Annotated in this window: 17 protein-coding genes and 1 pseudogene; 4 read left to right on the forward strand and 14 right to left on the reverse strand. The window is 58.3% G+C overall.

The genetic code is table 11. The features are described from left to right. Window positions 1–10: 10 nt before the first annotated feature. On the reverse strand, window positions 11–1,441 hold the full coding sequence (locus tag AC0V6W_RS01125) for a coniferyl aldehyde dehydrogenase (RefSeq protein ID WP_486146341.1): 1,431 nt from the start codon (window positions 1,439–1,441) through the stop codon (window positions 11–13). A gap of 153 nt (window positions 1,442–1,594) precedes the next feature. On the opposite strand from AC0V6W_RS01125, the gene AC0V6W_RS01130 reads away from it, so the two are divergent. Next, on the forward strand, window positions 1,595–2,791 hold the full coding sequence (locus AC0V6W_RS01130; protein WP_486146343.1) for a thiolase family protein: 1,197 nt from the start codon (window positions 1,595–1,597) through the stop codon (window positions 2,789–2,791). A 48-nt stretch (window positions 2,792–2,839) separates the two neighbouring features. Here the strand turns inward: AC0V6W_RS01130 and AC0V6W_RS01135 are convergent, their stop codons facing one another. After that, window positions 2,840–3,331: an SH3 domain-containing protein gene (locus AC0V6W_RS01135; RefSeq protein WP_486151422.1), complete on the reverse strand. Its 492-nt coding sequence runs from the start codon at window positions 3,329–3,331 to the stop codon at window positions 2,840–2,842. A gap of 114 nt (window positions 3,332–3,445) precedes the next feature. Here AC0V6W_RS01135 and AC0V6W_RS01140 point away from each other — a divergent pair, with 114 nt between their 5' ends. Together AC0V6W_RS01140 and AC0V6W_RS01145 are read left to right on the forward strand one after the other, a co-directional pair. Continuing rightward, window positions 3,446–4,462 carry a 2-hydroxyacid dehydrogenase gene (locus tag AC0V6W_RS01140; protein ID WP_486146345.1) on the forward strand — a complete coding sequence of 339 codons (1,017 nt, stop codon included), beginning with the start codon at window positions 3,446–3,448 and terminating at the stop codon, window positions 4,460–4,462. 11 nt (window positions 4,463–4,473) lie between these two features. Next, window positions 4,474–5,670: an ammonium transporter gene (locus AC0V6W_RS01145; RefSeq protein WP_486146347.1), complete on the forward strand. Its 1,197-nt coding sequence runs from the start codon at window positions 4,474–4,476 to the stop codon at window positions 5,668–5,670. On the opposite strand, the gene AC0V6W_RS01150 is transcribed toward AC0V6W_RS01145, so the two are convergent. From AC0V6W_RS01150 to AC0V6W_RS01200, 11 genes are all read right to left on the reverse strand, one after another. Continuing rightward, entirely contained in the window at window positions 5,667–6,374 is a 708-nt protein-coding gene (locus tag AC0V6W_RS01150; RefSeq protein ID WP_486146349.1) for an alpha/beta fold hydrolase, read from the reverse strand. The genes AC0V6W_RS01145 and AC0V6W_RS01150 overlap by 4 nt on opposite strands. A gap of 12 nt (window positions 6,375–6,386) precedes the next feature. Then, complete coding sequence (locus tag AC0V6W_RS01155) at window positions 6,387–6,842, reverse strand: GNAT family N-acetyltransferase (RefSeq protein ID WP_486146351.1); 456 nt, start codon at window positions 6,840–6,842, stop codon at window positions 6,387–6,389. A gap of 14 nt (window positions 6,843–6,856) precedes the next feature. Beyond that, window positions 6,857–7,651: an enoyl-ACP reductase FabI gene (locus tag AC0V6W_RS01160; protein ID WP_486146353.1), complete on the reverse strand. Its 795-nt coding sequence runs from the start codon at window positions 7,649–7,651 to the stop codon at window positions 6,857–6,859. 55 nt (window positions 7,652–7,706) lie between these two features. Then, window positions 7,707–8,936, reverse strand: coding sequence for a beta-ketoacyl-ACP synthase II (locus tag AC0V6W_RS01165; RefSeq protein WP_486146354.1), 1,230 nt, complete (start codon window positions 8,934–8,936; stop codon window positions 7,707–7,709). 8 nt (window positions 8,937–8,944) lie between these two features. Further along, entirely contained in the window at window positions 8,945–9,454 is a 510-nt protein-coding gene (gene fabA / locus AC0V6W_RS01170) for a bifunctional 3-hydroxydecanoyl-ACP dehydratase/trans-2-decenoyl-ACP isomerase (RefSeq protein WP_486146355.1), read from the reverse strand. A 106-nt stretch (window positions 9,455–9,560) separates the two neighbouring features. After that, a complete protein-coding gene (locus AC0V6W_RS01175) occupies window positions 9,561–10,286 on the reverse strand; it encodes a class I SAM-dependent methyltransferase (protein WP_486146356.1) in 726 nt (241 codons plus the stop codon). Further along, window positions 10,286–11,413, reverse strand: a complete 1,128-nt coding sequence (gene prfB / locus AC0V6W_RS01180) for a peptide chain release factor 2 (RefSeq protein ID WP_486146357.1) — start codon at window positions 11,411–11,413, stop codon at window positions 10,286–10,288. The genes AC0V6W_RS01175 and prfB overlap by 1 nt, the downstream gene beginning before the upstream one ends. A gap of 83 nt (window positions 11,414–11,496) precedes the next feature. Beyond that, complete coding sequence (locus tag AC0V6W_RS01185) at window positions 11,497–12,045, reverse strand: peroxiredoxin (RefSeq protein ID WP_486146358.1); 549 nt, start codon at window positions 12,043–12,045, stop codon at window positions 11,497–11,499. A 48-nt stretch (window positions 12,046–12,093) separates the two neighbouring features. Continuing rightward, window positions 12,094–14,607, reverse strand: a complete 2,514-nt coding sequence (locus AC0V6W_RS01190) for a penicillin-binding protein 1A (RefSeq protein WP_486146359.1) — start codon at window positions 14,605–14,607, stop codon at window positions 12,094–12,096. 87 nt (window positions 14,608–14,694) lie between these two features. Further along, window positions 14,695–14,847 (reverse strand): N-acetylmuramoyl-L-alanine amidase, encoded by a 153-nt coding sequence (locus AC0V6W_RS01195; protein WP_486146360.1) that lies wholly within the window; start codon window positions 14,845–14,847, stop codon window positions 14,695–14,697. Beyond that, a complete protein-coding gene (locus tag AC0V6W_RS01200) occupies window positions 14,801–15,547 on the reverse strand; it encodes an N-acetylmuramoyl-L-alanine amidase family protein (protein WP_486146361.1) in 747 nt (248 codons plus the stop codon). Before AC0V6W_RS01200 ends, AC0V6W_RS01195 begins: the two co-directional genes overlap by 47 nt. A gap of 490 nt (window positions 15,548–16,037) precedes the next feature. On the opposite strand from AC0V6W_RS01200, the pseudogene AC0V6W_RS01205 reads away from it, so the two are divergent. Continuing rightward, window positions 16,038–18,757 (forward strand): annotated as a pseudogene (locus AC0V6W_RS01205) (Rne/Rng family ribonuclease). A gap of 89 nt (window positions 18,758–18,846) precedes the next feature. Here the strand turns inward: AC0V6W_RS01205 and AC0V6W_RS01210 are convergent. Continuing rightward, on the reverse strand, window positions 18,847–19,473 hold the full coding sequence (locus AC0V6W_RS01210) for a class I SAM-dependent methyltransferase (protein WP_486146362.1): 627 nt from the start codon (window positions 19,471–19,473) through the stop codon (window positions 18,847–18,849). Window position 19,474 lies beyond the last annotated feature (1 nt).

Genomic DNA, 19,474 nt, shown 5'->3' on the forward strand with positions numbered 1-19,474 from the left:
TTTTCCAATGCTATTTCATCATCTGCGCCACGGCTTTCTCTGTGCCCTTACCATAAGGCGGCTTGAACCCGCCCAGCCCCGCAATATCAATCTTGGGTTGATGATAAACCGCGCGCGCATGGCTGAATTCACGGAAGCCCTCAATCGCGTGGTAACTGCCCATGCCCGATGGGCCAACGCCGCCAAAGGGTAGGTCTTCCATTGAGACATGGAAGATCACATCATTGGTGGTGACCCCGCCCGAAATGGTGCGGGACAGAACGCGTTCTTGCTCTGACTTATCCTCGCCAAAGTAATAGAGGCCCAGCGGGCGATCATGCTCGTTCACATAATCAACCGCTTGATCGACCGAATTGTATGTCATCACCGGCAGGATCGGCCCGAAAATCTCTTCCTGCATCACGTTCATTTCGTCGGTGACATTTTTAAGGATATTGAGCGGCATCTTGCGCTGATTGGCAGAGCCGAAATCTTCACCCGCCGGATTGACTTCGATCACTTCAGCGCCCTTGTCGCGCGCATCTTCGACCAAGCCCTGTAGCCGCTCAAAATGCCGATCCGACACGATCGAGGCATAGTCGTCATTTTCGAGCAGGGTAGGATACATCGATGCGGTCGCGTTGGTCACCCCTGCGACCGCTGCGTCCTGTTTGTCCTCGGGCACATACATATAATCAGGCGCGAGGCAGATTTGCCCGGCATTCATCATTTTGCCCAAAGCGATCCGTTCACCCGCTTTTTCAAAATTGGCGCTGCGGCCCATGATAACAGGAGATTTTCCGCCCAGTTCGAGCGTAACCGGCACAAGGTTTTTGGCCGCCGCCTGCATAACGAGCCGCCCGGTGGGGGTTGAGCCAGTGAATACTAGATGATCAAACGGCATTTCGGAAAACGCAGCCGCCACTTCCGGACCGCCCGTCATAATGGCAACTTCATCCTCTGCGAAAAACTCCGCCGTCAACTCCGCCATCAAAGCCGACGTGCTTTCGGTAAATTCGCTAGGCTTGATCATGGCGCGATTGCCAGCGGCCAATACCTGCATCAGCGGACCAAAAGCCAGTTGCAGCGGGAAATTCCATGGCGACAAAATGCCGATCACGCCTTTGGGTTCATAGCGAACCTCGGCTTTCGCACCGAGCAGCCCGAGCGGAAATTGCACCGGGCGCTTTTCAGGCTTGGACCATTTGTCGATGTGTTTGAGCGCATGCTTACCCGCTCCCACCGTCGCAGCGACATCGGTGAGCATGCTTTGGTGCACCGAACGGCTGCCGAAATCATCAGCCATGGCCTTGGCAAACGCCTCGCCGTTCTCCTTAACCAAAGCCATCGCGCGCTTAATCCGGTCTTTGCGGATGCCAATCCCTTCCGGGCGCGACGCTGTGAAAGCTGCGCGCTGGCGGTCCAACAGAGCATCAAGTTCTGCTTTGCGATTATCGGCCAATTGGTCTCTCCCCGAAGCTGGTCAGTTGTTATTTGCCATGCTTCTTGCGCAAATGCAGCGATTGAGCAAGCGGATCGTCATCGTTTGCCAACGCGCTCGCACAATCCTACATGACGCACTGCACCATTTAATCACACAAGGATTCTTCCTGCTATGGCTCATTTTTCTGCCCAAGATCCCATTGTCATCCTGTCTTATGCACGCACTCCAATGGGCGGCATGCAAGGCGCTTTGGCGGATGTGGCCGCAACCGATCTGGGCGCGGCGGCGGTAAAGGCGGCAGTGGAGCGCGCAGGCGTAGCGGGCGAAGATGTGGACCGTGCGTATATGGGATGCGTATTGCCCGCAGGCTTGGGCCAGGCCCCTGCCCGCCAGGCGGCAGTGAAAGCGGGCCTGCCCCTTTCCGTCGAAGCGACCACCGTGAACAAAGTCTGCGGCAGCGGCATGCAAACGGTGATTATGGGATCAGAAGCGCTTGCCTCTGGCACTATCGACATGGTGGTTGCAGGCGGTATGGAAAGCATGACCAATGCGCCATATCTGCTCAAAAAGCACCGTTCAGGCGCGCGTTTGGGCCATGATACGACGTATGATCATATGTTCCTTGATGGGCTGGAAGATGCCTATGAGGAAGGACGCGCGATGGGGACATTTGCGCAGGCGACCGCGGACGAATACCAGATGACGCGCGAAGACATGGACCAGTATTCGATCAGCTCGCTCGAACGCGCCAATGCAGCCATTTCCAGCGGGGCATTTGATGACGAGGTCGTCCCCGTGACATTCAAAACGCGCAAAGGCGATGTCACGGTTGAAACCGATGAGCAGCCGGGCAAAGGCCGTCCTGACAAAATCCCTCAGCTGCGCCCTGCATTTGCCAAAGACGGCACGATCACAGCAGCAACCTCCAGCTCCATCTCGGACGGCGCGGCAGCTTTGGTTCTGACGCGCGAAAGCGTCGCCAAGGAAAAAGGCCTGACCCCTGTCGCGCGTCTTGTCGCCAGCGCAGCCCATGCGCATGAGCCTGCCAAATTCACCACCGCGCCCATCCCCGCAATCCAGAAAGTGCTCGATAAAGCGGGCTGGTCAGTTCATGAAGTGGACCTGTTCGAAGTGAACGAAGCGTTTGCCTGCGTTGCCATGTTTGCAATGCGCGACCTTGGCATTGCGCACGACAAGATTAACGTAAATGGCGGCGGCACCGCGCTTGGCCACCCAATCGGCGCATCGGGATCGCGGATTATTGTGACCTTGCTGGGCGCGCTGAAAGCTCAGGGCAAAACCAAAGGCGTTGCCAGCCTGTGCATTGGCGGCGGGGAAGCGACCGCCATCGCTGTTGAAATGATCTAATGATCTGAAGATATGCGGCGGCGCTGAGGAAACCTTGGCGCTGCCGCTTTATTCGCTGGGCAATTGGGGCGCGCGTGTGCCCCATAACCTGTCACGCGCCACCCATCCGGTGCGGCCTTCTATATCGATCTCGCACCAATCAGTTTGGCATGTGCCAAGCTTACCCACCACGCCCGGCTGAGCGCGCCAGCGGATTTGCGCCGTTGCATCAGGTTTTGCGCGCAATTCGGTCGCACCCTCCCCCATGATGAGCGCGCCGCGCACGCCGCTCAATTGGCTGTCCGCAATCCAGCCCTGTGTCCCTTCGTGATCGACAACCAGGCTCCACGCTTCGCGTTTGCGAATGACGATCACTGGCAATCCCTTGCGTTTATAGACCCAGTCAATCGGGTAATCCTGACTAGGCCCCACGCGCATGCGCACCTCTTCATAGCGCAAGCTGCGCCATTCGGTTGTGTCAGCATCCTGTGCAACAGCAGCAGGACCGCCCATCACGCCAATCAAGACCAAAGCGAACAAAGAAAACAGCCGAGTTATCATCACATCCAGCAATAGCGCCGATGGCCCGCTTTCATCAAGACAGTTGGGAAAGCTTTCGCATCACGCACCTGCATCCCTTGACCGGGCCGCCCTACTCGCTTTAGCCCTTGGGCCATGGCCAACCAAACCGCATCGCCTCAATTTTCAGCCGGACTTCCCAAAGTCGCTGTCACTCGCCAGCTCATGCCAAGCGTCGAGGCGCGCATGGCGGAACTGTTCGAAGCGCGGCTTAACAGCGAAGATATCCCGATGAGCCGTGATGCGCTGATCGCTGCCATGCAGAATTGCGATGTCCTGGTGCCCACAGTCACAGACCGGATCGATGCAGACATGATCGCGCAGGCAGGCAAGGATTTGCGCCTGATCGCCAGTTTCGGCGCTGGCACGGAACATATCGACCTTGCCGCAGCAGCCGCTCGCAAAATCCCTGTGACCAACACGCCAGGCGTTTTCACCGATGACACCGCCGATATCGCAATGGCGGCGATTATCGGTGTGCCGCGCCGCATTCGCGAAGGCACTGGCCTGGTGCGCCGGGGAGAATGGACAGGCTGGGCACCATCGGGCCTGCTGGGCCGAAAGCTCGGCGGCAAAGTGCTCGGCATTGTCGGCATGGGGCGCATCGGTCAGGCGGTTGCGCACCGCGCGCGCGCTTTCGGGCTTGAGGTTGCTTACACCAATCGCAAACCTCTGCCTGATGCGGTGGAAAGCATGCTGGGTGTGCGCTTTGTCCCCAATGTCGATGATCTGATGGCGCAGGCAGACATATTGTCGCTGCATTGCCCGCTGACGGATGAGACCGCCGGAATGGTCGATGCGCGCCGGATCGCCTTGATGAAACCGGGCAGCAGCATCGTTAACACTGCGCGCGGGGAATTGATCGACAATGACGCTTTGGTGGGTGCACTGGAAAGCGGACATCTGATCGGCGCTGGCCTTGATGTCTATCCTGATGAACCCAATGTCGATCAGCGCCTGATCGCCCATCCCAATGTGATGACCCTGCCCCATATCGGCAGCGCCACTGCGGAAGGGCGCGAGGCCTCAGGCGAAAAGGTAATCGCCAATATCCGCTTTTGGGCAGATGGGCATCGCCCGCCTGATCAAGTGCTCACCGCGTTGATTGGCTGATCGGTATGGCGGTGGCACAAGAATCAGCACAGCAGGCTGCCATTGTTGTGAGCGGTGCAGATGCCGCGTTCGTGCTGGGCGCCAGCGTAATAGCCATCGGTCTTGGAGCGTTGGGCGCAGGCGCAAGCGCGGCGGGCCATTCGGGCGCGCCGCAGCGCAGCGCAGTCATCTTGCAAAGCGCTTGCATCACCGCAGCGGCGGCGCTTGTTTGGATTGTTGCAGGCTACGGCCTGGGATTTGGCGCGGTGACGAATGGCTGGTTTGACCAGATCGCACTGGGCATGGGGTTTGATGCAGCCGATGTGCGTCCCGGCACAGCTTTGCCAGAAAGCGGTTTTGCCCTGTTTCGCATGGCCTTTGCGATATTAGCAGCCACCTTACTGGTCGGCGCATGGGCTGGCCGCGCGCGGCTGTCATGGGCGATTGTTTTTGCAGGCCTTTGGACTCTGATCGTGTTCGCACCCATCGCGCACTGGCTGTGGGGCGGCGGCTGGTTGCGGTCGCAGATTGGCGCGATTGATTATGCGGGCGGTCTGGTTGTCCACACCGCAGCTGGCATCTCCGCTCTGGTGATCGCGGTTCTGATCGGGCCGCGCAAAGGGTTTGAGATACGCGCCGCGGCCGATATCTCTTCCACGACCATCATGCTTGGCGTGGGTCTTTTGTGGACCGCATCCCTGGCACTCAATGGAGCCTCTGCGCTCAGCGCCAATCACAACGCCGCAGCTGCGATGATATCCGTTTTGAGCGCCGGATGCGCGGCTGGTCTGACCTGGCTTGCGCTAGAAAATGCGGGCAGCGGCGAGCCATCGGCGCAAGGGTTTGCCAAAGGCGCACTCGCCGGGCTTGCTGCGATTGCTGCGGCGTCTGTTTATGTGTCCCCCATGGCGGCGATTATCATTGGTATTCTTGGAGGGATTGGGTGCTTTGCCGTCAATAGCTGGGTCACGGTTAGTCTTGGCGTTGACGATGCGGCGGGGGTTTTTGCCGTGCATGGTGTCGGAGGCATTTTGGGCGCGCTGCTGCTGGCGGTGTTCCTGTCATCGGGCCTTGGCGGCACGGGCTATTTCGGCACGTCCACAATGCTGAGCCAATTGACCGCGCAAGCCATTGCGGTGGGCGCTGTCGCTGTGTGGAGCGCGGTTGGAACTGCGCTTACTGCTCTGGCGGTGTCGCTGATCTTTCCGATGCGAGCCAGCGAGACCTAATCACACGCCGCATGTTCGCCCAGCAATTGCACCACATGATCAATGGAGGGGCGGCTGGCGGAAAACTGGAAATGCCGCTCTTTCACTTCGATCCGCAGATCGCTTTCGCCCTCGCGCCCGCATGAGCATTCTGGCGCGACAATTCCATCGCGCGGCGACCATATGGCGAGCGTTTTTACTGGCGGTTTGGCGCTGGGATCATCAGGCAGCGGCGGCGCATCGACTTTGTGGTCATTGATCGCTTCATACAAACGCCAGGCATTGTTTGCACGCCGATTACCCGAAAACGGCGTGCCAAGCGTCATCACCAGTTCCACCTTTTCAGGATGACGCTGGGCCAGCACCCGGGCGAACAATCCGCCAAGGCTGATCCCGATAACGCAGACCTTTTGACCGTGCCGCGCATACACCGCATCAAGCCGCGCTTCGGCTTTGGCAAAGAATTCAGCCGTCACCCCGGTCACCACCCCCATTTTTGACGCATAGGCCGGATAGCCATGCGCGCTAAGCGTGCGGCGCATCAAAGACGTGGCATAATCGCTTGAAAGAATGCCGGGAAAGACCAGGACCGGGGGAAGCTTTTCCTTTTGCGGCTTCGCTCCAATTGGCGGGCGAACACGGCGCACGGGGCTGGACCAGATCAGCGCCAGATTGGGAATTTCGCGCAGCCAATTGGATAAAGGCGGCGGTTTGGCCTCGCTCATATCCGCCCCCGCTTAAGCAAGGCGAAGCGCGAACAATTTGTTGAATTCGCCTGATGTGTAGCCTGCAAAATCATCGCAGGGTTTAAACCCATATTTGCGGTAAAGGCCAAGCGCGGCTTCGAACACTGGCCCCGATCCTGTTTCCAATTTGATTTCGGCAAAGCCTTGCGTGCGCGCAGCCTCAATCAAATGCTCCAGCATCCGCTTGCCCGCCCCGGTGCCGCGCGCGCTGGGATGGGCGCGCATGGATTTGATCTCGGCAAAATCGGCATGGCGTTTGATCGCTCCGATTGCACGCAAACTGTCACCATCGCGCGCTGCAAACACGGTGACATCATCCGCTTTCAACCCGCTCAAATCGAGCACATGACACGTGCCGGGAGGTGAAGAGCCGACCATTTCGCCGTGATGCAATTCAAGCAGAGCGATCACATCGGGTTCGCTAAGATCGGTGCGGGCGATTTGCATTCTGCGCGCTGCCTTTACAGATTGTCGTGCTGCGGCATCCCCAGAACATGGAAACCGCCATCGACACGGATAATCTCGCCCGTCGTACACGCACCTGCATCGCTGCACAGGTAAACAGCCGTGCCTCCCACCGCTTCAAGCGTGGCATTGGCGCGCAAGGGAGCGTTGGCCTCGGTGTGTTTCCACGTCTTGCGCGCGCCGCCAATCGCTGATCCGGCAAGCGTCTTCATGGGGCCGGGACTGATGGCGTTGACCCGGATACCTTCTGGCCCCAGATCATTCGCAAGATACCGCACGCCCGCTTCCAAAGCCGCCTTGGCAACGCCCATCACATTGTAATTGGGCGTGACGCGGTTCGATCCCATATAGCTCAGCGTGATCAAAGTGCCGCCGTTTTCCACCATCAAAGGATGCGCGCGGCGCGATACTTCGATGAAGCTGTAGGCCGAGATATCCATGGAGTTTTTGAAATTGGCCCGCGATGTATCAAGGATGCGGCCTGTCAGCTCCGATTTGTCGGAAAAAGCGATGGCATGAATAAGAAAATCGAGGCTGCCCCACCGTTTGGCAAGCGCGTCAAATGCCCCATCCAGCGACGCGTCATCGGTTACATCCACGTCGAGCATAAAGTCAGAACCCACGCTTTGCGCAAGCGGCTCCAGCCTTTTGCCAAAAGCATCGCCCTGATAGGTAAAAGCAAGCTCAGCCCCGGCCTCAGCGCAGGCTTTGGCGATGCCCCATGCGATTGAACGTTCATTTGCAACGCCCATGATCAGGCCACGTTTTCCTGCAAGCATGCCCATTTTCATCTCACCTTATTCTCTCGGCCCTGACGCCGTTTTTTCAAGCCTGACGGCCGCTAATTCACCCGTGAAACTTTGACAGCAGCATCGAACCATTGGTTCCGCCGAAACCAAAGCTGTTGGTCATAACCGTATCAAGCCCGGCATTTTCGGCGAGCTGTGTTGCAATCTCTTCAGCCTTCAATTCCGGATCGAGCGTTTCGACATTGATCGACGGGATGATGAAATCATGCTCCAGCGCCAGCAGGCAATAGATCGCCTCTTGCGCACCCGTTGCCCCCTGACTGTGTCCGGTCATGGATTTGGTTGAGCTGACGGGAGGAGTGCTTCCTTCGCCAAACACCCTACGGACCGCTTCGATCTCGCCCACATCGCCAACCGGGGTCGATGTGCCGTGCGCGTTGATATAGCTTACCTTGCGGTCTTCGCCCAAGGTTTTGATCGCCCCGCGCATTGCACGCTCGCCGCCCTCACCCGAGGGCGCAACCATATCCGCCCCATCGGACGTCGCTGCAAATCCGGTGACCTCGGCATAGATTTTGGCGCCGCGCGCCTGTGCGTGCTCAAGGCTTTCTAGCACAACCATTGCGCCGCCCCCGCCAATCACAAACCCATCGCGATCTGCATCAAATGCGCGGGATGCGCGTTCCGGCGTGTCGTTATATTTGCTCGACATCGCGCCCATGGCATCGAACAGGCACGACAGTGTCCAATCCAGCTCTTCACCGCCTCCGCCGAACATCACATCCTGCGTGCCCAGCGCAATTTGCTGCGCTGCCATGCCGATGCAATGCAGGCTGGTTGAACAGGCCGAGGTGATCGAGAAATTCATGCCCTTGATCTGATACGCCGTCGCGAGGTTCGCGCTGACGGTTGACGACATCGTCTTGGGAACAGCAAACGGCCCGATGCGCTTGGTAGACCCGTTCTTTAGCACGGTTTGATGCGCGGCCAGCATTGCAGATGTCGATGGACCGCCAGACCCGGCAATCACGCCAGTCATCGGATTGACGATGTCTTTTTCTTCAAGCCCGCTATCTGCAATCGCCTGCCCCATCGCGATATGCGCATAGGCCGCACCCGGCCCCATGAAACGAAGCGTGCGCTTGTCGACATGTTCCTTAACATCAAGATCGACCGCGCCCGCAATCTGCGAGCGAAACCCGCGTTCGGCCATATCCTCGTTAAAGGTGATGCCGGACTTGCCAGCTTTCAGCGAAGCGAGCACTTCGGCTTGATTATTCCCGATTGAAGAGACAATCCCCAATCCTGTTACAACAACGCGGCGCATAATCCCCCTTAAGCCTCTGACAAGGCGACTTTCATGTCTTTGACCTGATAAATAACTTCACCATCAGCTTCGACCCGGCCATCGGCCACACCCATGGTCAGACGGCGAGTTTGCACAGCTTTGGTAAAATCGACGAAATAGGTCAGCTGCTTGCGATCAGGCCGGACCATGCCGGTCAGCTTCACTTCGCCCACGCCAAGCGCATAGCCGCGCCCCTTCCAACCGCGCCAGCCTAGATTAAAACCAGTAAGCTGCCACAGCCCATCAAGGCCCAGACAGCCAGGCATAATCGGGTTGCCGGGAAAGTGGCAATCGAAGAACCACAAGTCAGGTTTGATATCAAACTCTGCCACCACGTGCCCTTTGCCACCCGGCCCGCCATCGCCAGAGATTTCGGTGATCCGGTCCATCATCAGCATGGGCGGTTCGGGCAATTGTGCATTGCCGGGCCCGAACAATTCCCCGCGCGCGCACTTAAGAAGATCCTCGCGATCAAAACTGCTTGGATAATCTGCCATCCTAAAAGCGTCCCACCTGTTGTTGTTTGTACCCTGCGGCGCGCCTAGCACCCCCGATTGCCGAGGAAAAGGGCGCATCCGGTTTCGTAATGGTTTCCGTGATTGGCTAGGGCGCGCTGCTGCACGTTTCAATCGCGCCCGGTTCGGTGCGCGCATCGCCTCTTTCAAAGCGGGCGAAATACCCTTTGATGTCAGGCTTTTCGCTGAACTCGATAAGTTTGTAGCCCACTGCTTCAAATTCGCAAAACAACAAGGCAGGAGGAATACCGTGGCGATTGGTGGGGCGATCAGCTTCCACCACGATGATCTGCCCGGTTTGAGTCAAAGCCGGCCACATCTTCCACAGGAATGCGTAAGGTTCGCCCACTTCGTGATACATGTGGACGAGGAAAATCCGGTCAAAGCTGTCAGCGGGCAGGCGCGGATCATCGACAGCGCCGGGCTTGATCGAGATGTTTTCAAGCCGCTCGTTCTGAACCCGGCGGGCAAGCCGTTCCAGCGCTTTCAGATCAATATCCTGCGCGGTTACCCGGCCTGTTTCGCCCACCCGTTCAGCAAGGCGAACGGTGTAATACCCCTCGCCCGCGCCGATATCTGCGACAGTCATGCCATCGGAGATATTGGCCAGGTCCATCACCTTTTGCGCCTCACCGCGTTCATCGCGGGCGTCTTCGTTCGAGAATTGATTGGAAACAACTTCGGCAACCGGCCGGTCGGGCAGCGGGAAATCAAGCGCGCTTTCGGGCCGCTGGCCATTGTCGCCTGCCTGATTGCAAGCGGAAAGCAGCACAAATGGCGCCAGGAGCACACAATACAGCACTCCTGCCCGCATTAATCGACATCCTCAATATCAGCCGTTTCACCCGTCACCTGCTGGGCCAAGGCCGCCGAGATATACCCATCAATTTCGCCATCGAGCACTTTGTCGGGTGAGCTGGAGGTGAAGCCGGTGCGCAGATCCTTGACCATCTGATAGGGCTGCAAGACGTAAGAGCGGATCTGGTGGCCCCAGCCAATCTCGCTCTTTTCCTGATATTCACCGCTGGCGGCCGCCTCACGCTCAGCCATTTCGCGTTCGAACAGACGCGCTTTCAGCATGTTCATCGCGGTTGCGCGGTTCTTGTGCTGGCTGCGATCATTCTGACTGGCGACGACGATACCGGTGGGCTGGTGCGTGATGCGCACGGCCGAATCGGTCGTGTTCACATGCTGGCCGCCTGCCCCCGATGCGCGGTAAGTGTCGATTTTGAGGTCTGCCGGATTGATCTCAATATCGATATCATCATCGATGACCGGATAGACCCAGACGCTGGAAAAGCTGGTATGCCGTTTGGCCGCGCTGTCATAGGGGCTGATGCGGACAAGGCGGTGAACGCCGCTCTCGGTTTTGCCATATCCATAGGCGTTCTCGCCTTTGATCAGCAAAGTCGCCGATTTAATCCCGGCCTGATCGCCTGCCTGATATTCAACCGTTTCCACTTTGAACCCGCGTCGTTCTGCCCAGCGCGAATACATACGGAACAGCATTTCGGCCCAATCCTGCGATTCCGTACCGCCCGCGCCTGCGTGAATTTCCAGATAGGTGTCATTCCCATCCGCTTCGCCTGAAAGCAGCGCCTGAACCTTATCGGCATCCGCCCGGTCGGCCAGTTTAGCAAGGCTGGCGAGGCCATCATCGATGATGCTTTCCTCATCTTCCGCCTCGCCCATTTCGATGAATTCCATCGCATCGGCCATTTCAGCTGAGATGGAATTGACCGTTTCCACCGCGTTTTCGAGCTGTTTCTGCTCGCGGCTGACGGCCTGGGCTTCCTTGGGATTGTCCCACAATGTCGGATCCTGAACGCGGGCATTCAGCTCATCCAGGCGGCGCAAAGCGCGCTCCCAATCGAGCGATTGCCGCACCAGATCAAGCGCCGCTTCGATCCTGTCGATATGAGCCTGTGCTTCGGCGCGCATCGTTCATACCCTTTACAAAAACAAGAGCGAACCGCTTAGCGGGGCAGGCGTGATTGTAAAGCTTGGCAGGGCGGCTTTGTCGTTCACCGGGAAAGCCTGCGCAGTGCCGCCAGCGTCTTTTTGACATGGCCCCGGTAATCCCCGTCCGAATGAACAAAGGCAACACGGCCATCGGGCGCAATAACATAGGATGTGCGGCTCGACAGGCCGGAATTGCCCAGTGCCACATCGTAAGCGCCAATCGTACGGCGGCTCGCAACGCCTACGGGAAAGGCATCGCGGCATTCTTCGCGGCTAAAGCGTTTCAGGGTCGCAATATCATCGTTGGACAAACCGATAACCTGCGCGCCGGCTTTGCGAAAATCAGGCATCGCCTCGGCAAAGGCATTGGCTTCCAAGGTGCAGCCTCTGGTGAACGCCTTGGGATAAAAATACAGCACGACCGGCCCTTGTTTGAGCGCGGCGGTAAGCGAGAAAGTGAACTCATCGCCCGCTATGGCGGCCTTGGTCGATATGGCGGGCGCTCTATCACCTGCGGCAAGCTGGGCTGCGGCAGGTGCGGTGAGGAAAACAGCCAGCAAAGCTGCGGTGATCATGCGGAATTGTTTGGTCATATCATTGAAACTCGTCATGCTGTGTCTGTGTTCCCCGCGCGCGGTGCCGCAAGCATCAAAAACGCATCAATAAATACCGCCCTGATCCTCAACAAAGTCTTCGGGTTCATCGCTGGCTTGTTCCTCGACCACTTGTGCCCCGCGCCTGCCAGCACGGATCAATGCGAGAATTTCGTCGCGTTTGGCAGCGATCGCGTCGGCTCTTGTCGCGCGGTCTGGTTCGGTATCGGGTTTGAACGCTTCCCAAATGATATCAGCCTTGTCCGCGCCGGATGGCCAGCCATCAAACACCCTTTTGCCCGTGCGGCGATCCACACGGACCATGCGAATGCCTTCGGGCGCGACGGGGGGCAGATCGGCCCATTTGCCGCGCGATTGCTGGATCATGTCCTTGATAATGGGTGCGACAATCGTGCCGCCATAGGCATATCCGCCAAGGTTTTTGGGCGTGTCAAAACCGAGATAGGCGCCTGCGATCATTTGCTGCGTACCGCCGATAAACCACACATCTTTTGGCCCGCTGGTGGTGCCCGTCTTGCCGAACAAAGGCAGATCGAGCGAATTGAGCACAGTCGCCGTCCCGCGCGTCACCACACCTTCGAGCATATGCATTGTCTGGAACGCGGTGCGCGCATCCATCGCCTGCCGGCCTTTCAGACCAAAGCGCGGCATCGCCTCGCCGTCCCATTCGGCCATATTGCAGCCGCGGCAGGTGCGTTCATCCGCACGCCAGATGACTTTCCCGCGCCGATCCTGAACATAGTCGATGACCGTGGGATCATTCAGCCGCCCGTGATTGGCCAAAGCAGCATAGGCCGCAACGATCCGGGAAACGGTGGTTTCCTCCGATCCCAGAGCGGTCGCGGCATAAGGATCGGCATCATCGCTGATCCCGGTCTTGGCAATCATATCGACGACATTGTCCATCCCGGCCTGCATGCCGATCTGCACTGTCATAATGTTCTGCGATTGCTCCAGGCCATAGCGCATCGGGAACTGCCCCGCGCGCCCGCCCCGGATGCATTTCTGCCCTTTGGTGCGGCCCTGATAATAGCAGAACCGGCTGTTATCGATCTGGGTTGAAGGGGTCATGCCATTGTCCAGCCCGGTGGCATAGACAAATGGTTTGACCGTCGATCCGGGTTGCCGCATCGCCTGGGTCGCACGGTTGAAATCAGACAAACGGTGATCAAAACCGCCCTGCATCGCGAGCACCCGGCCATATTGCGCATCCTGCACCACCAACCCGCCTTGCGCGCCCGGAATGGTGCGTACACGGTAACCATTGCCTTGCGGAGACACCGCGATCACATCGCCCGTTTTAAGAGCATTGGGCAGGCGCGATAGGGGCGCTTCTTCCCCATCGGAAAATCCGATAGTCGCAGAACTGCCATTGCGCGCTGTCACTACGCCCACGCGCCAATCATCGTAATTGATCGAGATATAAGAGCTCGCAAGCTGGCTGGCCCAATTGCCTTCTGACACGTCAATGGTTGCAATCGGGCCGGACCATCCGCGCGATCCATGATAGCGGATCAAGCCTTTGCGCAGCGCACCGCGCGCAGCATCTTGCAATTCCATATCGAGCGACGTGCGCACCCACAGCCCGCCGCCATAAACCGAATTGCCGCCATCCTCGGAATTCTCGCCGAATTTGTCGATCAGCTCTCGTCGTACTTCTTCGAGGAAATATCCCGCATCAACGCTGCGCTGAGTGCGCTGGCGGACCAGCCCCAGCGGCTGCGCTTTGGCAGCGGACGCTTCGGCAGCGGTGATAAAGCCGTTATCCGCCATTTGATCGAGCACAAATCCGCGCCGGGCAATCGCTGCATCCTGCTTGCCTGCCCGGCCATACCGTTCGGGCGCTTTGGGAAGGACAGCTAGAAACGCCATTTCATGCAATTCCAGCTCGCCCACATCTTTATCGAAATAAGCGCGGGACGCTGCCTGCACACCGAATGATCGGCGGCCCAGCGGGATTTCATTGAGGTAAAGCTCAAGGATCTCCTGCTTGGTCAATGCCGCTTCGATGCGGCTTGCAAGGATCATCTCTTTCAGCTTGCGCGTGACCGAATATTCGTCGCCCAAGAGCAGCACTTTGGCAACTTGCTGAGTGATTGTTGAGCCGCCAACTGCCCGCCCGGTGCGCGCGGGGTTCAGGTAATCGAGAACCGCGCCCGCAGTGCCGGTGAAATCCACCCCGCCATGGCTGTAGAAAGTCTTATCTTCCGCCGAAAGATACGCCTGTTTCAGCTTTTCAGGAAAATCGGCATATTGCAGCTGCACGCGCCTCTCACGGGCATAGGAATGGATGATATCCCCTTCCATCCCGCGCACCACCGTGGGCAGCGGCGTTTCATATTCGAGCAGGCTTTCCGCCTCTGGCAAATCGCGCGCCAGCCAAACCCATGCCGCAATCCAGAACGCAATCAGGCAAACGAACAGAACAGCAGCAATTTTGAACAGCCAGCTGGTGCGCCACTTATTGGCAACCCAGCCACCAAAACGCGACACATCGCGGCCCGCGCGAAAGCGGATATAGGCAAATGTGGACAGGTTGGAATTGTCAGTCTCAGTCATTTCGCATGGCCGATAGCATGGCTTTATTGCGCTGCGCTAGGCGCTTTGAACGCCAGTTTAACGCAAGACCGAAAGATGTGGCCCCCATCACTCACCACGCGGATCAGAACGGCGAGCGAAATAGACCTGAATGGCATTGGCCAAAACGCGGGCATAGGCGGCCTGCCCTTTGGCCGTTGTCAGCCGCGCGCGGTCATCGCGATTGGTCACAAATCCGCTTTCGAACAAAACCGAAGGCACATCGGGACTGCGCAATACGGCCAAAGCGGCAGATCGGCGCGAGATCGGGGTGGAGCACGATTTCGCCCTCGCCCTCCCGGTTGATAAGCCGCGCAAATTCGGTCGCATCTTCCTGCGTTTGCGCCTGCGAAAGCTCCACCAGGATTGAGCTGACAACTTCGCTTTCCCCCTCCACGGAAATCCCATTCAGACGGTCTGCCTCGTTCTCGCGCGCAGCAAAACGGGCCGCAGCCTCAGATGAAGCATCGGTGGACAAGGTGTAAATGCTCGCGCCTGAAACCGTGTCAAACTCACCCGCGGAATCGGCGTGGATTGAAATGAACAGATCCGCTTCGAGCTGCCGCGCGATCTCTGGCCGATTGCCCAGAACCAGCGTCTCATCCCCATCGCGCGTTAAGGCCACGCGGATGCCGCCACGCTCCACCAATTCATCGCGCAAGGCGAGCGCAATCGCGAGCGTGATCGCTTTTTCCTCGATCCGCCCGCCTTCTTCATCTTCGCCAATCGCGCCGGGATCGCGCCCGCCGTGCCCTGCATCAATCACCACCAGAGGACGATCTGCATCCTCGGGTCCGGCAATATCAGGCAGCGCAAAATCGCCGCCTTCGCCCATCAATTCCCAGCGCAAGACATAATCACGCCCCAGAACCGGGACGGGAATGGACACGCCCAGCGCGATCGCCCCTGCGACAATCAACACAGGGCATCCAAGAATTATTAACAGTAAGCTGCGAATGCTCATCGTGGTTAACCGCTTAGGCCGCCGGGCAAGACATGCGCAATAGAGTTGCGGGGTGTAACCCACGGTGCTAGCGTTCAAATTATGAGGCAAGACCGAGCGCGTCACTGACGAGCAAACGGTGAAACCTCTTTTCCAAAGGCCGAATGGTGTTCAAATCCATTGCCGGTCACACAACAGGTTGATGCAGTGACGAGACGCTTCCGCTCGCAAGATTTATCCGTTCGCGCTTTTGGCGCTGGGCGGTTTGCGGGCCTGAGCGCGGACAAGATCCGCACCTCGTTCAAAGCAGACACAGATCTCGCGCACGTTCCCCTTGCGGGAATGGGCGCGACTATAGCAATTGGCGCAACGTCACCAAATCCGGCGCGCGCTTTTATCCATCAGACACAAATACAACCCGCCCGCACCCGCCGAAAAGCGGTGCGACACCGGGTTTGGAGACAATATAATGGCAACGCGCATGCTAATCGATGCGCGCCACTCGGAAGAGACCCGGGTGGCGGTGCTCAAAGGCAATCGAATTGAGGAATTTGATTTCGAATCTGCCGAACACAAGCAGATCAAAGGCAATATCTACCTAGCCAAAGTCACAAGAGTAGAACCATCACTGCAAGCAGCCTTCGTCGATTTCGGCGGCAATCGGCATGGCTTCCTCGCGTTCAGCGAAATTCATCCCGATTATTACCAGATTCCGGCGGATGACCGGCAGGCGCTGCTTGCCGAAGAAGCCGCCGCCGCCGAAGAAGAAGCGCGTTTGCGCGATGAGGAAGAGGACGAAGGGCACACTCCCGGCGAAGAATACGACGCCGAGGAAGAAAGCGCAGAAGCGCTAGCCGAAGATCTCGCCGAAGATGGCCTTGAAGAAATAGACACGTCCGAAAAGGACAAAGTCGCCACTATCGAAGATGGCGCATCAGACGACGATAGCGACGATGCATCGGACGAAGATGACGACGATGACGATGAAGACGAATCATCCGAAGACAAAGATGATGGCGAGGATAAATCGCGCCGGGGCCGGCGTGGCCGCGGACGCCGCCGTCAGGGCGGCAAAGGCAAAGGCGGCAAAGGCCGCAGCCGTGCCAAGGAAGTGGACGAAGTTCGCGCCAAGCGTATGGCTCTGCGTCGCCGCTACAAAATTCAGGACGTTATCCAGCGCCGTCAGGTTGTGCTGGTGCAAGTCGTCAAGGAAGAGCGCGGCAATAAAGGCGCTGCGCTGACAACCTATCTCAGCCTTGCAGGCCGTTACACTGTGCTGATGCCCAACAGCTCGCATGGGGGCGGGATCAGCCGCAAGATCAGCTCTTCATCTGATCGCAAGCGGTTGAAACAGGTCGTGTCCGATTTGTCCTTGCCCAAACAAATGGGCCTGATCGTTCGCACAGCAGGGCTCAGCCGGACCAAAACCGAGATCAAGCGTGATTTTGATTACCTTGCCCGGTTGTGGGACGAAATTCGCGAGACCACGTTGTCCTCTACCGCGCCAAGTCTGGTGCATTCGGACAGCGATCTGATCAAACGCGCGATCCGCGATATCTATAACCGCGAGATCGAGGAAGTCGTGGTCGAAGGGGAAGATGGCTATAAAGCCGCCAAAGCCTTCATGAAAATGCTGATGCCCAGCCATGCACGCCGGGTGAAAGCCTATTCTGATCCGGTGCCATTGTTCCAGCGTTACGGCGCAGAGGATCAATTGCGCGCAATGTATGATCCGATGGTCCAGCTGAAATCGGGCGGATATCTTATTATCAACCCGACAGAAGCTTTGGTGTCGATCGACATCAACTCGGGCCGTTCAACCAAAGAACACGGGATCGAGCAAACCGCGCTTCACACCAATCTCGAAGCTGCGCGCGAGATCGCCCGGCAATTGCGCCTGCGCGATATGGCAGGCCTCGTGGTGATCGACTTTATCGACATGGAATACAATTCCAATGTCCGCAAGGTCGAAAAAGCGATGAAAGACGCGCTCAAAACGGATCGCGCACGCATTCAGGTCGGCCGCATTTCAGGCTTTGGCCTGATGGAAATGAGCCGCCAGCGTCTGCGCACTGGCGTGCTGGAAGCAACCACGCGCGAATGCCCGCATTGCGATGGCACGGGCCTTGTTCGCACAGCATCCTCAGCAGGCCTTTCAGCGCTGCGTCTGATCGAAGACGAGGCGGCCAAAGGCAAAGGCACTGTCATCAAACTGGCAGCCAGCACCGAGGCGGCGATTTATCTCCTCAACGAGAAACGCACCGAGCTGGTTGAGATTGAGCAACGCTACGGCGTGAATGTCGAAATCGCGCCTGAGGGTGAGGATGAAGGCGCGAAAATGGTCGTTGGCAGCAGCGGCCCTCGCCCAACATCGGCTCCCAAGTTTGAGCCCATCGTTGATGATGACGATGAGGACGAGGATCTGCCCGAAGAGAGCTTTGACGAAGACGAGGACGAACGCCCCCGCAAGAAACGCCGCCGCCGCCGTGGTGGACGCGGGCGCAACAAACGCAGCGATGAAGGCGGCGATGATAGCGGCGAAAGCGCATGGGATGACAATTCCGATGATGACCGGGCCTCTGACAATGCTTCTGGCAATGCCGGTGACAGCGACGATGGCGAGGAAAAGCCAAAAAGCGCCGCCGCAGAGGGGGCCGTGGCCGCCGCCGCAAATCGGGTGACGAGACCGGTTCGCAAGGTGAAAATGGCGATGCGCAGGCAGCTGAGGAACTTGCAGAACAGGTCAAAGAAGACATGACCGTGGTGGCAGGCCCAGACGATGCACCTCAAACAGCCGAGGCAATGGCCGAGCAAACGGCTGATGAAGCGCCTGCCGAAGAAGCGCCTGCCGAAGAAGCGCCTTCCGAAGAAGCACCGGCAGAAAAGCCAAAGCGCAAACGCGTAGCCCGCAAGAAAAAGGTCGAGCCGAAAGACGAAGCACCTTCAAAAGATGCCCCTGCTGAAGCTGACGCTGGGGCCAAGGCAGAGCCAGACGCAGAGGAAAAGCCCAAGCGCAAACGCGCACCGCGTAAGAAAAAGGTCGAAGAGGCCGAACCTGCGCAGGCCGTTCAGGCTGAACCCGAGGCGCAAAGCGGCGCCGAGAGCGGTGACACGGCTGAAGCGTCAGAGGAGACTGGCAAATCCGGCTCCAAAAAACGCGGTTGGTGGCAGCGCACCTTCGGCGAATAAGATGTGATCCCATGTGAGGCCTGGGCTGTGCGGTGTGACCGCGCCGCCTGGGCTTTCACATTTTTCGCGTGCTTACGCCGTCCGTGCGCTTATTTTCGGGCAATGCCCCACTCATTCCAGCCCGCAAATCGGGGTGCTTTGGGCAGATATCCCTGCCCCTTTGGCTCTACGGAGAAGCCCGCACCGCGAAAGGCTGCGCTGATTGGCCGGGTCAGACGGCAGCCGCCTGCCAACCGGCTCCACACAGGTTCAATTCGGTCCTGCCATTTGGCAATCCCTGCATCAGGCGCGCGGCCATGTTCGAGAAACAGCGCCTGCCCTCCCGGCCTTAATATCCGGCGCATCTCAGCCAGAACCGCGGCCGGATCATCGACCGAGCACAGTGTGAATGTGCACACCGCAGTGTCAAAAGAGCTGGCGGCAAACGGGATATGCTCGCCCTTTGCAGGCCTAAAATCCGCTTCAAGGCCAAGTTCGCGCGCACTTGATCTTGCGCTTTCAAGCAGCCCTTCATGCGGATCAATCCCGGCATAGCTGGTGATGGCCGCCGGGTCATAGAACGCTTGATTGATACCCCCGCCGCAGCCCAGCTCAAACACATCGCCGCGCGCCAAAGGGACAATCGCAGCGCGGCGTTTCATCACCTGACCTTGCGAACACGCGCAGGTGATAAGACGCGGCATGATGCGCTCATTGTACCACGCCGTCAGTCCCATC

Source organism: Erythrobacter sp. JB1-7 (assembly GCF_057365015.1).

What these genes read in the sequence shown, in the direction of transcription:
- AC0V6W_RS01130 (WP_486146343.1), top strand. Translation starts at nt 1,595, where the DNA reads ATGGCTCATTTTTCTGCCCAAGATCCCATTGTCATCCTGTCTTATGCA.
- AC0V6W_RS01135 (WP_486151422.1), bottom strand. Translation starts at nt 3,331, where the DNA reads ATGATAACTCGGCTGTTTTCTTTGTTCGCTTTGGTCTTGATTGGCGTG.
- AC0V6W_RS01140 (WP_486146345.1), top strand. Translation starts at nt 3,446, where the DNA reads ATGGCCAACCAAACCGCATCGCCTCAATTTTCAGCCGGACTTCCCAAA.
- AC0V6W_RS01150 (WP_486146349.1), bottom strand. Translation starts at nt 6,374, where the DNA reads ATGAGCGAGGCCAAACCGCCGCCTTTATCCAATTGGCTGCGCGAAATT.
- AC0V6W_RS01155 (WP_486146351.1), bottom strand. Translation starts at nt 6,842, where the DNA reads ATGCAAATCGCCCGCACCGATCTTAGCGAACCCGATGTGATCGCTCTG.
- AC0V6W_RS01160 (WP_486146353.1), bottom strand. Translation starts at nt 7,651, where the DNA reads ATGAAAATGGGCATGCTTGCAGGAAAACGTGGCCTGATCATGGGCGTT.
- AC0V6W_RS01165 (WP_486146354.1), bottom strand. Translation starts at nt 8,936, where the DNA reads ATGCGCCGCGTTGTTGTAACAGGATTGGGGATTGTCTCTTCAATCGGG.
- fabA (WP_486146355.1), bottom strand. Translation starts at nt 9,454, where the DNA reads ATGGCAGATTATCCAAGCAGTTTTGATCGCGAGGATCTTCTTAAGTGC.
- AC0V6W_RS01175 (WP_486146356.1), bottom strand. Translation starts at nt 10,286, where the DNA reads ATGCGGGCAGGAGTGCTGTATTGTGTGCTCCTGGCGCCATTTGTGCTG.
- prfB (WP_486146357.1), bottom strand. Translation starts at nt 11,413, where the DNA reads ATGCGCGCCGAAGCACAGGCTCATATCGACAGGATCGAAGCGGCGCTT.
- AC0V6W_RS01185 (WP_486146358.1), bottom strand. Translation starts at nt 12,045, where the DNA reads ATGACGAGTTTCAATGATATGACCAAACAATTCCGCATGATCACCGCA.
- AC0V6W_RS01190 (WP_486146359.1), bottom strand. Translation starts at nt 14,607, where the DNA reads ATGACTGAGACTGACAATTCCAACCTGTCCACATTTGCCTATATCCGC.
- AC0V6W_RS01210 (WP_486146362.1), bottom strand. Translation starts at nt 19,473, where the DNA reads ATGGGACTGACGGCGTGGTACAATGAGCGCATCATGCCGCGTCTTATC.